The sequence below is a fragment of the Pseudoalteromonas sp. Isolate6 genome (genome assembly GCF_022398435.1).
Taxonomy (GTDB): domain Bacteria; phylum Pseudomonadota; class Gammaproteobacteria; order Enterobacterales; family Alteromonadaceae; genus Pseudoalteromonas; species Pseudoalteromonas galatheae.
This window is the reverse complement of the sequence record NZ_JAKEVK010000039.1, coordinates 17,458-31,326: the sequence shown is the minus strand read 5'-3', so window position 1 is coordinate 31,326 and position 13,869 is coordinate 17,458. Positions and strand designations below refer to the sequence as shown.

14 protein-coding genes and 1 tRNA gene are annotated in these 13,869 nt (G+C 42.1%); 7 read left to right on the top strand and 8 right to left on the bottom strand.

The window, feature by feature from the left end:
* Positions 1–153: 153 nt before the first annotated feature.
* Positions 154–600, top strand: coding sequence for an Hsp20 family protein (locus L1D50_RS08130; protein ID WP_138522415.1), 447 nt, complete (start codon positions 154–156; stop codon positions 598–600).
* 217 nt (positions 601–817) lie between these two features.
* Complete coding sequence (locus tag L1D50_RS08125) at positions 818–1,486, top strand: hypothetical protein (protein ID WP_239965849.1); 669 nt, start codon at positions 818–820, stop codon at positions 1,484–1,486.
* A gap of 50 nt (positions 1,487–1,536) precedes the next feature.
* On the opposite strand, the gene L1D50_RS08120 is transcribed toward L1D50_RS08125, so the two are convergent.
* From L1D50_RS08120 to L1D50_RS08110, 3 genes are read right to left on the bottom strand one after another with little or no spacing between them, the layout of a single operon-like run.
* Positions 1,537–2,064 (bottom strand): hypothetical protein, encoded by a 528-nt coding sequence (locus L1D50_RS08120; protein WP_138522417.1) that lies wholly within the window; start codon positions 2,062–2,064, stop codon positions 1,537–1,539.
* Positions 2,061–3,239 carry a peptidylprolyl isomerase gene (locus tag L1D50_RS08115; RefSeq protein ID WP_128725515.1) on the bottom strand — a complete coding sequence of 393 codons (1,179 nt, stop codon included), beginning with the start codon at positions 3,237–3,239 and terminating at the stop codon, positions 2,061–2,063. Before L1D50_RS08115 ends, L1D50_RS08120 begins: the two co-directional genes overlap by 4 nt.
* The gene (locus L1D50_RS08110; protein WP_128725516.1) at positions 3,239–4,249 is read right to left on the bottom strand and encodes a phospholipase; all 1,011 of its coding nucleotides are present in this window, start codon (positions 4,247–4,249) and stop codon (positions 3,239–3,241) included. The genes L1D50_RS08115 and L1D50_RS08110 overlap by 1 nt, the downstream gene beginning before the upstream one ends.
* 212 nt (positions 4,250–4,461) lie before the next feature.
* Between L1D50_RS08110 and L1D50_RS08105 the strand changes: the two genes are divergently transcribed.
* Together L1D50_RS08105 and L1D50_RS08100 are read left to right on the top strand one after the other, a co-directional pair.
* Positions 4,462–5,277 (top strand): MipA/OmpV family protein, encoded by an 816-nt coding sequence (locus tag L1D50_RS08105; protein ID WP_128725517.1) that lies wholly within the window; start codon positions 4,462–4,464, stop codon positions 5,275–5,277.
* Positions 5,267–5,665, top strand: coding sequence for a DUF3019 domain-containing protein (locus tag L1D50_RS08100; protein ID WP_128725518.1), 399 nt, complete (start codon positions 5,267–5,269; stop codon positions 5,663–5,665). Before L1D50_RS08105 ends, L1D50_RS08100 begins: the two co-directional genes overlap by 11 nt.
* 24 nt (positions 5,666–5,689) lie before the next feature.
* On the opposite strand, the gene L1D50_RS08095 is transcribed toward L1D50_RS08100, so the two are convergent.
* The 5 genes from L1D50_RS08095 to L1D50_RS08075 all read right to left on the bottom strand — a co-directional run bounded on the left by L1D50_RS08095 (position 5,690) and on the right by L1D50_RS08075 (position 10,725).
* Positions 5,690–7,249: a cryptochrome/photolyase family protein gene (locus L1D50_RS08095; protein ID WP_239965848.1), complete on the bottom strand. Its 1,560-nt coding sequence runs from the start codon at positions 7,247–7,249 to the stop codon at positions 5,690–5,692.
* Positions 7,246–8,553 carry a DASH family cryptochrome gene (locus tag L1D50_RS08090; protein ID WP_239965847.1) on the bottom strand — a complete coding sequence of 436 codons (1,308 nt, stop codon included), beginning with the start codon at positions 8,551–8,553 and terminating at the stop codon, positions 7,246–7,248. Before L1D50_RS08090 ends, L1D50_RS08095 begins: the two co-directional genes overlap by 4 nt.
* A gap of 59 nt (positions 8,554–8,612) precedes the next feature.
* Entirely contained in the window at positions 8,613–9,125 is a 513-nt protein-coding gene (locus L1D50_RS08085) for a hypothetical protein (RefSeq protein ID WP_239965846.1), read from the bottom strand.
* Positions 9,126–9,263: 138 nt separating this feature from the next.
* Positions 9,264–9,734, bottom strand: coding sequence for a hypothetical protein (locus L1D50_RS08080; protein WP_239965845.1), 471 nt, complete (start codon positions 9,732–9,734; stop codon positions 9,264–9,266).
* 211 nt (positions 9,735–9,945) lie between these two features.
* The gene (locus L1D50_RS08075; protein WP_138522430.1) at positions 9,946–10,725 is read right to left on the bottom strand and encodes a delta-class carbonic anhydrase; all 780 of its coding nucleotides are present in this window, start codon (positions 10,723–10,725) and stop codon (positions 9,946–9,948) included.
* A gap of 779 nt (positions 10,726–11,504) precedes the next feature.
* Here L1D50_RS08075 and L1D50_RS08070 point away from each other — a divergent pair.
* The 3 genes from L1D50_RS08070 (at position 11,505) to nusA (ending at position 13,846) form a co-directional block, all read left to right on the top strand.
* A tRNA-Met gene (locus tag L1D50_RS08070) sits at positions 11,505–11,581 on the top strand.
* A gap of 270 nt (positions 11,582–11,851) precedes the next feature.
* Positions 11,852–12,307, top strand: coding sequence for a ribosome maturation factor RimP (gene rimP, locus L1D50_RS08065; RefSeq protein WP_088531273.1), 456 nt, complete (start codon positions 11,852–11,854; stop codon positions 12,305–12,307).
* Between the two features lie 39 nt (positions 12,308–12,346).
* Positions 12,347–13,846 carry a transcription termination factor NusA gene (nusA, locus tag L1D50_RS08060; protein WP_128725524.1) on the top strand — a complete coding sequence of 500 codons (1,500 nt, stop codon included), beginning with the start codon at positions 12,347–12,349 and terminating at the stop codon, positions 13,844–13,846.
* Positions 13,847–13,869: the final 23 nt, after the last annotated feature.

The window sequence follows — 13,869 nt, the reverse complement described above, 5'->3', positions numbered from 1 at the left end:
GAATTTCCTTGAAAATAAATTTGCTGGCCATAAATAGCTTTATGAGGACGCCGATAGGGCCTCATAAATTAAATAACCATTTGTTTTTAAAGTGCTTATTTGTTCTTTTTGAAGAGTGAGCACCTATGTATAGCTTTAAGAGGATACAAAATTATGCGTACAGTAGATTTATCACCATTATATCGTTCATTTATCGGTTTTGATCATTTAGCTTCTATGATGGATGCTGCCGCAAGAACAGATAAACAACCTAGCTATCCACCATACAACATTGAAGCGCTAGGTAAAGACAAGTACCAAATTACCATGGCTGTTGCAGGATTTACCGAGCAAGAGCTAACACTGGAGTCAGAAAACAATACGTTGACTGTGAAAGGTCAAAAGCAAGCGGCAGACGAAGCTAAAGAGCGTAAATTTATTCACCAAGGTATTGCCGAGCGCGGTTTCGAGCGCAAATTCCAACTTGGTGATCACGTCAAAGTATTAAGTGCAGACCTAACGCACGGCTTACTGGTTATTGATCTCGAGCGTGAGATCCCAGAAGCACTGAAGCCAAGAAAAATAGAAATTGGCTCGGGCAATTTACTTGAGAGCAAGTAATATTAAGCCAATCTATTGATTTCCAACCAGCCGCCGCAAGGCGGCTTTTTTTGTCTAATTTCTGATTTTACTCTGTATGGTTTGTATTTCATCCACTTGCTCAAAGAAGGCTAAGCTGGGTTATTGGCTGTGAATTTAGTGCTGTTTAGGTTATCTGTGTAGTGTTTTTAGCGGGTTACTTGTATGGTAGAAGAAAAATATTGCGTTGAGATGAAGAATGGAACTAAAAGATAAGCTGATATTGTTGTTGAAATCAGGTGGGTTATCGTTACTCATTGCGGGGGGGTTTTATACCCTGTTGTTTCGGATGTCTGCACAATTTCATCACCAGGTGTCATTTTCTCCCTTTTCGCAAGATGCTGGTGTAAACGCCATGCTAATTTATAGTTTTTTGGTTTTTCTATTCAGCGCCATTTTTAGCTATTTCTTTTTGAAAATGCATGCTGCCCGTCATGATATGCATGTCGATGGCTTAGTTCTGAGCATCAAATATACACACTTAGCGCTTTGGGGAGGTGTTGTCAGCATTGCGATCTATATCTTATTACACATGAATCAACATGTTGTAGTGTTAAAACAAGCCAAAGACAGTCACACTTCAGCTCAGCAACTCGAAGCGTTGGTTTCTTATCTCCCTGAAAGTGGCGATGTGATAGATATAGCTGTTGCACAAAACCCCGCGACGGCACCAAACACGCTAACTTATTTGAGTCTAAAACGAGACTTTGCTACCCACCTTGCACTTGCGATGAATCCAAGTACTCCCAAAAAAGTGCTGGAAGAAATTATTAGCTATTATCACGGAGGTCAACAAGATGTAGTCCTCAATGCGGTGATGAAAAACCCTAATGTGGCTAGCGGCAAGGTTCAGCTGCAGGTACGTTAATTGTTTTCGCTTTTGGCAGGGGGGTAGGCGAGTGGAGCTACTGCCTAACTTTATTTGTTATCACGTTCACTTAGTTCAATACGTAATTCACTTTGCATGTCTTTAAGTGCATTGATTTTATCTCTTGCCTCTTGTAACTGTTGTTGTGGTAATCCCTCTTTAATCCCACGCGCTAGCAGTGTTTCTATTTGCTCTACTTTGACATCGACGGCCGCAATATACTGTTGTTTTAACTTGGCGTCTTTTTGATCCAAATACGCTTGGTAGGCATTAGTATCCGACAAGTCGCCCTGAAAATTATCCTTCTGCTTTTCGACTCGGCTTATTGGCGGCACATATTCAGGATCCGTGATCGACTTAACAGCTTTGCGTGAGGTCTTGGCATTTGAGTTGAGTGGAGCATAAGTATTGATTGGTGCGCTTAATGCTTCAGCTCTTTTCTCCGGCTCGGGCTCAGCCTCTGCCTGTGATAGGGCGTTATATGTGGCGTTTTGCCAACTGATGTTGGCAAAACGCAGTGTGAATGCAGCGATCACTGCCCCAAGGAATATAACGATCAATGCTTGCCAATACTTCATATTACCGCTCCGCTGTTTGCTGCTTTCCAAGCCATATAATTTTGCTCGAATTTGTGCTGAGCAAACTCTTGGGTTAGTGCTCGCAGTGCTTGGTAGCGTACTGTTTCACTTTTCACATCGTAGTAATCATATATCGGTGATTGGCTATACAATACCAGCCATTCGCCACTTGGCGTGCGAATACTAGGCGTTATCTTGCCCTGTTGGTTACTAAACGCCAGCTGTGTTTCCCATTTTGGCGTGCTTTGGCGCGTCAGCGGAATGAGTTTGGCTTGCCATATTAAATTGGGAGTATATTTAGCGACGGCTTGTTGCCATGAGTGTGCATTTGCATATTCGTTAAATTGCTGTGCGGCTTTTTGTTCGGGGAACTTTGCTGCGCTTGCACTGACTTGTTTGATGTATTTAAACCTCTTCTTATGACGCTCATAATACTTCGCGATAGCACTTTCTGGAATTTCACTTCTTAGGGCATCAACATACTGGCTCGTTGCACCGTGCATCTCTTCCTTAACACCAAGAAATGCCAGCATGCTCGGCCTCAATAGTTCTGCGGTTACCACTTGTCGTAACTGTTCTATTGTCAGACCTTGCTTTGCCACGTAAGGTTTTGCGGCGGTAAATAGCGCCTGTTGATTGAGATGTTGATTGACAATAGCTTGCAGTAACGCGAGCTCTCCTTGGTGAAGTTTAAAGCGATTTTGCATTGATTGGCTGTGTAATACTTGAGCAAGTGTCAGTGGCGCTGATTTTGTTAGCTGCTGCTGTTGCCATTTGAGTAATTGCTCTGCAGTATATTGTCCGTCAGCGGGGTACTGACCCAGTAAGGAGAGCATTTGATTTTTATCAAATACCAAGGGGTAGTGTTTTTTTTCAAGCTGAGAAAGTACTGGGAACCAGTGCAAGAGTGAGCTTGCGAGAAACTTATCGACGTGATATTCGGTGCTGAAACCAACGTTAGATTGGCGCTCCAAAATACTTGGGTTAAGTTGCCTCGCTTGGAATAATAAAAATTGGTTTTCAAGCAATTGCGCCGCAGTTTGCTTTTTAGATAGCTTTCGACCTTGCTCAAGATAGAGTTGGTGAACCAAAGGCGTCAGGGCTTTAGGTATACTTGGTGAGGCAAAGCTTGGTAAGCAATAACTGCTTACCAAGAGAAGTAAAAAAAATCGCATTATCTCACGTCCATCGCGTGATTGAGTAAGTGAACAACCATAGCTATCGCATGTGGGATCACTTGTTTTCCTGTATTCACACGGTCGTAATGATCCTCAGAATTCAATACGATGCCACCTTGCGAATAGGAGAAAGCGCCGCCTTGGGTTAGTAATGGGCGGATGTCTGTTGAGTTAGTATCAACCGCACTAAAACTATTCATTGCTTGCTTGACCAAAGTAAAATCATTTAATGATTCTTGATCATAATAGTCTTTTACCCAAGACTCCCAGCCAGCATGATTCAGAGCTGATGTTGTCCAAGTATGGTGTGGTTGCAGTAAATCCGTGGTGTGAAATACAAAGCCGAGTACCTGTGGGTTTCCGCTTTGCACATAACTTTGGTACCAATACTGACCTAAGTTATCAATCGGTTGAAAAGGCATTTCTTCAAAATCATCGTACATACTGTATGTTGAGTGACTATCAATGCGATAGTGCTTTTCTGTGACCCCATAACTATCGTATTTAGTGTCATCAGCACTGAACCAACCCGTTTCTCCGCCATGACCATCGTCTAAATAGTCACCTTTTAACCAAGTAGCCGCCATTGTATCAACAGAGCCCCACACGGTTAGCTTTTGATAATTATAACCACCGAAGTCATTACCGTGAGTATCAGCTCCTTGAGTATGGTTTTGGAAGTGCCAGTAGCTAGTATATTTCACTATGCTTTCAGCTGCCCCCCAAAGAGGTGCCTGTACACAATCACCCGTAATAGCGCCACAAAAAAACGTATCTTCAAAGTCATCGACATCATAAGCTGCCTGACCTAGTACATTGGCGAGCTGCGATACAGACATGCCGTTAGCTTGAGCATAGGCTTGTAGTTTCGCATACTGTGTCGTTGTTGGATTTTGTGCCATGTAGTTCACCGCATCGATTACGATACGCTTATGTGTTTCTTGACTAAATGCGTGGCTTTGACCTGCTGCAACTAGTAGCGCTATAGGGAGTACATATTTTTTCATGAGTTGCCTCTATTCATTTTAATTTATGTGAACGCAAATTTTTCTGCTAAAAGCAAAGTGCGCTATTTAAAATAATTTATGTGAACTTTTAATTAAAATAAAGTTAATTTATGCTGATGGCTAAAAAATAGAGAAGAAGCTTGTTGGTCATAAATGGGTCAGGTATGATCTCGGGTAGAATTTAGGCACATCTGCGCTAGATAAATGGAACCATGAATAAACTACTTATAATAATCAGTTTATTATTACCGTTTTACGGAATATGCGAAGAACGGGATGATGAGCTCGACGGCGAGTTTGCTTGGCAGCTGAGTGTTGGTGCTTTCTATGTTGATATGACTATGCCGGCTTTGGTTGGTACGGATTCTTCATTTAAACACGGTACCTTTCTTGTCGATGCAAAAATAGAATATAAAAACTTTTACCTCAATACTCATTCAGGGGATTTCTTTGGCGGATCGGATATTGGTTACCAAATTATCAATAATGGTGAGTGGGGAATAGATGCCATTTATGGCAGCTATATGTTGCCTTTTTCGGAGCGCGGCTACTATGAAAGTGACGATGTAGTGCCTGAGCTGCGAGGGATCAGAGAGCGTAAACAAGACAATTCACTAGGTTTTTCATATTACCGCCATGTTGGAGAGTTTCTTGCTGTTGCTGAAGTTGTTTATGATGTCTTTGGAGATACCAATGGTTGGGTGTTTCACCTTGAAGCGACACGTAACTTTGAATTAAGAAACTGGGATTTGTGGCTAAATTTCGGCGCTAATTATTATTCTAGTAATTTTCATAGCTACTTTTACGGTGTTTCTGAGGCTGAAGTTAATGAGTATCTTTCTCCCTATAAACCCGGTGCCTCAGCCTCTGCATTTGCACAAATGCAGCTTAATTATCCCATTGCAGAAGATTGGGTGTTCAGCGCTGGTGCATCTTGGTTGGTTGGATCGCAAGATACGCTAGATAGCCCCTTAGTTCGCTCTCGTCACGCTAGAGTGTTTTTTACTGGGGTGAAGTATGTTTTCTAAATTAATCACATGGATAGTGTTGTTTCTAGGTTTGCTATTTAGTGAATTGCTACATGCCGAAGAAACTGTCTCAGTGGGAATACTCCATGCCGTACCAAGCAAGTGTGTTGCCCTGAACCAGGGGAGGACCTGCTATGCGGACGTCAAAGTAACCGTAAATGCACCAACTGAAGGTGACTACTGTATTCGAGAAAGTTTGTCGAAAAAAATCCTACAATGCTGGGCTAAAACAGACACTTTTAAATATGAGTTAGACTTTAGTTCTGATGAGAGTTTAAGTTATGAACTTATTTCAAAGCAGTCTCGAGATGTACTTGCCGTCACTACCATTGAGGTGAACTGGGTTCATAAAGTAAAAATTAAAAAAAGGCGTTGGCGTCTCTTTTAATATTAGGTTGCGAGCAAGCGCAGCCTAAAGCTGCTCAATGTTATCTAGACACCACTGTGCTCTTGTAAGTATTTCTTGCTGTGTTTTCTCATCTTGTTTTTGCCAATTTCGATAGATCATGCCAATACGATGGTTATTGGCAAATTTGTCTTCATGGCGGTGCATAAAATGCCAATAAAGGCTGTTAAGCGGGCAAGCATCGTCCGCCGATTTTTGTTTGACGTCGTAGTGGCAATGCTGACAATAATCACTCATTTTTTGCATGTAGTTACCACTTGCAGCATAAGGTTTGGTTGCTACTATGCCGTGATCAGCAAATTGTGTCATACCTCTTGTGTTCGGCATTTCCACCCATTCAATGGCGTCGATGTATATACCTAAATACCACTCATCCACTTGATCTGGGTGAATTCCGGTTAACAGGCAAAAGTTTCCTGTGACCATTAATCTTTGAATATGATGGGCGTAGGCATAATCTAGGCTTTGAGTGATGGCTTCACTTAGGCAACGCATCTTCGTTTTTCCGTGCCAAAAGTAACTTGGCAAGTTGCGCTGAGCGAGCAAGTAATTTTTATGGCGGTAGTCAGGCATATTGAGCCAGTAAACGGCTCGAATATATTCTCGCCAGCCCAATATTTGCCGAACAAATCCCTCAATCTGGGCGATATCAATTTGTGAGTTGTTTTCGTAAGCTGCGATCGCGCTATCAATAACATATTTAGGGTGGAGCATCTTTGTGTTGAGCGCAAAAGAGAGCCGTGAGTGATACAGCGACCATTTATCGTCACTTTTGCAGGTCATTGAATCTTGAAATTGACCGAATGAAGGCAGTAGGTGCTCACAAAAATAGCATAAAAGTTCTTGGGCTTGAGCGCGTGTAGTCGGCCAAAGCAGTTCATTTTTAGTGTTACCAATAGTCTTCACTTTATGGTGTTCAATCCGCTTTAAAATGTCACTAACATCGTTGGCAAAACAAAGTGGTTGTGGAATAGCGTCGATATCTTTTGGTTTGAGCTTGTTACGGTTTTGGCTGTCGAAGTTCCATTGTTTACCAACGGGTTCTCCTTCTTCCATCAATATATTAAAGCGTCGCCTTAGCTTGCGATAGAAAAACTCCATTGTGGTGTGTTTTCCTGGAGTTAAATAGTCATCCAGCTCTTCATATGGAACTAGAAAATGCTCAGTATCAAAGCAGCGAACTTGTAAATGGTCTAATCTCAACTCCGTCATTTGTTTGAGTAAGCGATATTCGTCAGGTCGCTGATAGTCGAAGTTTGATACTTGATACTTATCACATAAATCAGTAATTAAAGCGGGAAGATCTGAATAGTCCTGAGTCTCATCAAGTGTAAGGTGAAGCACATTGAATCCTGCTGTATCCAGAGCAATAGCGAAATTTTTCATGGCTTTGAAGAATGCGCATACCTTTTGTATGTGATGTTTGGTGTAGTTAGCTTCTTGCTTGAGCTCTGCTATCAAATATAGATACTCGGCTTTATCGTCAGAAAACCAACTGTGTTTGGCGTTGAGTTGATCGCCAAGAATCAATCTGATGGCTTTGTACTGATGCTTTTGCTGTGTCATTCATTATTCTCCAAAGGCCAGCCAACGTAATCATAGCTATCTAGTTGTGAGGAGGCCTCTCCTTGCCATAGTTTTATATATTTGCTGTCTGGGTCAAATAGCTCTTGCTGTTTTTTGATATTAAAATGGCGACCGCCTCGAGGGTCAGCCCCAACGCCCGCGATATACTGCCAATTTCCCCAGTTTGCCGCGACGTCATAATCGATAAGATGTTGCTCAAAAAAAGCAGCACCACAGCGCCAATCTAGTTGTAGCTCGTTTACAAAGTAGCTCGCAGCTATTTGTCTCGCTCTGTTGGAAATCCAGCCAGTTTTAGTTAATTCGTGCATAATGGCATTGACTAGTGCGCTGGGCGTTTGACCTTGGCACCACTTTAAAAAGCGCTCTGGATAGAAACTGGTTTTTGGTGTTTTGGCTTTGACGCTTGAAAAGTAAAATAGGTTCTGTTGATGTTTGAATGCATACCAATGAAAGTACTCACGCCACAGAAGCTCAAACCAAATCCAGTAGGTTGACTCATTTGCGCCTCTTTGCTGCTCAAATTGAGTAAGTGCTTGCTTGATCTGTTTAGGGCTGATAGCGCCAGAGGCGAGTATTGGACTAAAGCGAGTGGAAAAATGCTCACCGAACAAGGCGCTTCTGGTTTCTTTGTATGTAAGCGCAGCATCCGTTTGAAAATATTGTTGTAGCTGCTGTTGTGCTTGTGCTTCACCCGCTGGCACTTTGACACTGTATGGAACATTTGTTTTGAATTCGGTTAAATCAGCAACCTGGTTTGGCCTTGGTGGAAGTATAGCGGTTGCAATAGGTGGATTAGGTTCAATTTCCTCAACTGCTTTTCTAAATGGCGTAAAACTAGGTGGCAGCTCACTGATTTTGAGTGGTAATATCTCTGGTTCAAATAGCGTACTAGAATAAGCGCTAATATATTGAATATGCGGAAACTTGTCTTGTAACTTTAACCAAAGTTTTTGTTCATCGAATCCTGGATGAGCTGCGCGGCCAATATGAGTTATCTGCTGTGTATGAATAATCTCGGTCAGTGCTTTGAGGTGAGTTGTGTCACGTAGTATATACAGCTTCTGTTGTTGTGACGTTAGTGATTGATGCAAGGCGTTGAGCGTCTGATTGCGATAACATTCGACAGCAAAAGAAGTTGAACACTGTGCTTTGCGAGCCGTCCATAGGTTTACACTGGGTAGATAAATGCAGATAAGTGTGTCGACTAGAGACGCCAGCTTTGTAAGTGCGGGATTATCACTAAGGCGACAGTCGTTTTCAAATAAATAGAGTCCTACTTTCACGTTTATTCTTAACAGTCATGAACGAATAAGACTCTATACGTAACAATCAGCTAAATTGCTCAGTTAGTTTGGCAAGATTCGATAAGTGTCCGCAAGTGAGCACCAACGTCTTGTGTTTTGGTTTGGCCTTGTTCAAGTAAGTTGCTCGCTTGCTGTTTTAGCTCAGCCAAATCGTACTGCTCGAGCAGGGTTCTTAAATATCTAACGGTATCAGCACCTTGCTGAAGTAAATCAGGAAATTGTTCGATGGAAATTTCCTGCTGACTGAGGCGAGAAATAGAGTTGAGTAGGTCGCTTAGATTTGCACTGTCTTGCAATGCCCCTTCAACGGTAATAAGTGCCCCCATCGGGTCGGCGTCAAGATTGTTTGCTACACAAGCTGCAACACTACCTGCCTTTGCTGATGCTTGTACTGACTCAATTCCTTTATCACGGATCTGTTCAACCACTTTCTGTAGCTCTTGATGTTCAGACAAGTATTGCGCCTCGATTTGGGCTTTAGAATCTTCCAGCATATCGCATGCGGTGAGTGAGACAACAATAGTAGACGCAAAGGCAATCGCTCTTAGCATTTTATCACTTCCTATATAAAAATTTTATGAAAGTCTAATAAGCTAAGAGCCAGAAGTCACGCAGAGTTTGGACTTGCAAGCTCAGCAAGACTTTGGCTTTTAGTGTTTGCAGTTGTCTAATTATGACTAGAAGCTCAGTTAGTTCACTTGCTGTTGTGCTTTTTTAAATTCCTGCAGGCCAATAACATTTGTCTTTTTGAATAACTCAAAACGAAGCATATTCTCTATAAGTAGCAACGCTTTATTCCAAGCATTCTTTGCGGCACTGGTAAAGTGCCTGCCCAGGTGGCTCTTCAATGTTGCGGTAAATGTGAATAGTAAGACACTGATATCTCTTTCTGTCGTACCCATAAATAAAAGTGTTTCTCGTTGCTTTTGCAGATAAAGCAATAAGTTAGATTGTTGCGGAATCCGCATTACGCAATTTTGTACAAAATCGAATATCTGATGTTCCCAGATTATAATTTGTCCAGCGCTTGTTGGTATTTGCATACGTAAATCGTAATGTTGGATCTGGTTATACCAAGAGGTGCAAAAGCCGTGGAAATTCGGGCGAATACTCGCTAGCGTTTGAGTTAAAAGTTGATATTGATAGGGAGTTATGCTCATAGACGCCTCTTCAAACTGGTGAAGAGCGGATCCTTTGCTCAAGAAAACAAATAGCCTAAGCTTGAGTATAGCTGTTTTTTTTAAATGCGAGACTTTTTAATATCTTTTTGTGAGAGTTTTCTTACATTGCAATAATTAATTGAATTTCAATATGCTGAAGCCAGCTATAGTAGGCCGATATTGAGCAACGGCCCACGTTCATTTAAAAATATTAGTGCGTAATTGGAGAAAGTAACCGTGGATCTGTCACAAGTTTGCGAATGCCATGCGCATGGTCCTCTTCAAAAGCATTGTCATTACACCAACGTGCGAGACTATTTATATCAACCTTGGCACAGCTTGGGCGTACGCTCCAGCTTACCTGTAAAGGTGAACACTGTTGGTTGTTATAGCTAGGTCCTGTGGTTGAACCTAGAAACTCAACCGGCGTGCCTGTATTACTTGGTAGAGCACCTGCTTGATGGTAGCCGCCAACTTGCCCTTGATAATCAAGCGCAGTGAAGTCTTGCGCATTTTTATCATTAACCACCAAAAATACCTGAGTTTCAACGCGCAGATCGGGGTTGGCACAGCTGTCGTTCAAGCAAGCGCCAAGTGTGGGCCCTGGTTTTACATCACAAGAGCTATGAACCCAGTGTACTTCAATTGTATCGCCGGGCTTTACGTTGTTACATACTTTATCTTCTACAGGAGCAAGCTCCGCAGGGGTGAGGCTTGCAGTTGCATTACATTGGAATCCACCATACTTCGGGTCATTGGAAACGACAGAGAAGTCTTTGGCTTTATGTTCCGCATTTTTATGAAAGTGAATGTTACATAGGTTGAGTTTTTCTTTTGGTGGAGCCATAGCAAAAACCCGTTTGTTGTGACCTTGCAAACTATCAATATCTCTCGGTGTTTGTGGTCCTGCCGATTCACATTGAGTCGCAAATGCTTCAAAGCTAAATAAAGATAACGCTGGTAATAAGCTTGATTTTATAGCTGCTTTCATTTGGTTTTCCTTTCTTTCATCATTTTGTTCCTACTTCAGCTTCAATTAATAGCTTGTTCGACTTGAAGGAGCAAACCTATCATTTATTACGTTAAAAATTGTTTTTAAGATAATTAAATAGTAAAGCTCTTGCCTTACTATCGATAAGGCTCTCTTGCTTCAATCTTAGTTTAATCAATGAAAGAAGTTAATTTTATTGCACTCAATTATGGATCAGGAGTTTATTTTTTGTTACATAAAGCAGTGTCAAAATCAAACTAGACCGATGAGTTGGGTGCGATGGTGTGATAAATGAAAAGTAAAATGCCGGATTGCACCTCAACAATGAACTGAAACACCAGAAGATAGTTCTAAATCAAGGTTGCTATCTAGGCATACTGTCTTTATAATACGCAGCATATTTAGGCAATAGGCCTGAGACTTTTGTTTTTCAGTATAATTGTCTTTAAGCATGAGCGATGCATTGCTCAGTAAAATGGTATTTTTAAGATACCACTTCTTTGAAAAGTAGAAGTAAAACAATTTTATGTTTCGGTGTGGAATGGAGTTGCTTGATAGATGGTCGGGCGCTTAATTTTGTAAAGAGCCGAAGGTCGTCGGTTCAAATCCGATTACCACTTCTTTGAAAAGTAGAAGTAAAACAATTTTATGTTTCGGTGTGGAATGGAGTTGCTTGATAGATGGTCGGGCGCTTAATTTTGTAAAGAGCCGAAGGTCGTCGGTTCAAATCCGATTGCCACTTCTTTGAAAAGTAGAAGTAAAACAATTTTATGTGTTGGCGCGGGATGGAGCAGCCTGGTAGCTCGTCGGGCTCATAACCCGAAGGTCGTCGGTTCAAATCCGGCTCCCGCAACCAAGTTAAAGATTGAGTTCTTTGATTTCGCGCATTCCTTGTAATGCGCGTTTTGCGTTTAAGCATCAGCTTTTTTGTTTAAGTTGATGATTAATTTGGCTGAGATAGCTCGCAAACCAAGCACGGCCTTTGGCCACACAGTTTGTTATTCGTGTGACGCCCCGCTTGGTTCGGGGCGTTGTTGTATCTGGCGCAAGGTGTATTCTGAGCCCAAGATCAAGCAGCTATGATTTGGGGCTTTAGGCCCTTTTTTTGTTTGTATGGAGGAGTTCTGTGTCAAAACTCGAGCAAGATTTGACTGAAATGTTGGAGCCTGCAGTTGCTGCGTGTGGCTTTGAATTACTCGGTCTTGAGTTTGTGCAAGCTGGTCGTCATTCTACACTTCGTGTATATATCGATCATGAAAACGGCATTAATGTAGATGACTGTGCGGAAGTGAGTCGTCAAGTTAGTGCAATTTTAGATGTCGAAGACCCGATTACGAACGAATATAGTTTGGAAGTATCTTCTCCTGGTGTTGACAGACCATTATTCAAACAAGCTCACTATGAAGCAGCAGTGGGAGAGGAAGTACGTTTGCGTACTAAACTTCCGCAAGAAGGTCGCCGTAATTTTAAAGGCGACTTAGTAGCAGTTAATGGCGATATGATCACGTTGAAAGTTGACAGTCAGGATTTTATCTTGATGTTGAGTAACATTGAACGTGCCAATATCATCGCAAAATTCTAACTTTGAGTGCGAAGGACAAGGGCAAGCGAGGCATTACCTATGGCAAAAGAAATATTATTGGTGGCAGAAGCTGTTTCCAATGAAAAAGCGGTCCCAAGAGAAAAGATTTTTGAAGCATTAGAGTTCGCACTAGCGACAGCAACAAAAAAGAAGCACGACGGTGAAATCGAAGTACGCGTTACTATCGACCGTAAAACGGGCGAGTACGATACTTTTCGTCGTTGGAAAGCGGTTGAGCCACAAGAAGATGGTTCACTAGAAAATCCGTATGCGGAAATTACGTTTGAAGCGGCGCAAGTTGATGAGCCGGATATTCAATTAGGTGATTACGTCGAAGAACAGATCGAATCAATTAAATTTGACCGTATCACGACACAAATGGCGAAGCAGGTAATTGTACAAAAAGTACGAGAAGCTGAGCGCGCATTAGTTGTTGATGCATATAAAGATCAAAAAGGCGAGCTAGTGACAGGTGTTGTTAAAAAGGCAACGCGTGACGCTATCGTTATCGACCTTGGTAACAATGCTGAAGCGGTAATTTACCGTGAAGACATGCTACCACGCGAAAGCTTCCGTCCAGGTGACCGTGTACGAGGTCTGCTGTATGAAGTGAAGCCTGAAGCACGTGGTGCACAGCTATTTGTTACGCGTTCTAAGCCAGAAATGTTGATGGAACTGTTCCGTATTGAAGTTCCTGAAATCGGCGAAGAAATGATTGAACTAAGAGGCGCTGCACGTGACCCTGGTTCTCGTGCTAAAATCGCTGTAAAATCAAACGACAAGCGAATCGATCCTGTAGGTGCGTGTGTTGGTATGCGTGGCGCACGTGTACAAGCAGTCTCTTCAGAGCTTGGCGGTGAACGTGTTGACATCGTACTTTACGATGATAACCCAGCACAGTTCGTAATCAACGCAATGGCACCGGCTGAAGTAGCTTCAATCGTAATGGATGAAGATACGCGTACGATGGAAATTGCAGTTGAAGCTGACAATCTAGCGCAAGCGATTGGTCGTAATGGTCAAAACGTACGCTTAGCTAGCCAACTTACTGGTTGGGAACTAAATGTAATGACAGTGGAAGAGATGGAGCGTAAGAGCGCGGAAGAATCAGATAAACTGGTTAATCTATTCACTGAAAATCTAGACATCGACGATGATTTTGCAACGTTACTGATCAACGAAGGTTTCTCTTCACTTGAAGAGGTTGCTTATGTACCAGTAGCTGAATTTTTAGAAATTGACGGTCTAGACGAAGAAACAGTTGAAGAGCTACGTAATCGTGCAAAAGATGCACTGACTACGAAAGCGCTTCGCGATGAAGAAAGTCTTGAAAATGCAGAGCCTGCAGAAGACCTACTAGCACTGGAAGGACTTGAGCGTCACACCGCTTTTGTTTTTGCTAGCAAAGGTATCGTTACACTTGAAGATCTTGCTGAGCAAGGTATTGATGACTTAGTCGAAATTTCTGAGTTATCTGAAGAGCAAGCTGGTGAGCTAATCATGGCTGCACGTAACATTTGCTGGTTCAGCGAAGAGTAATTTATTAACGGAGGTAACATCAC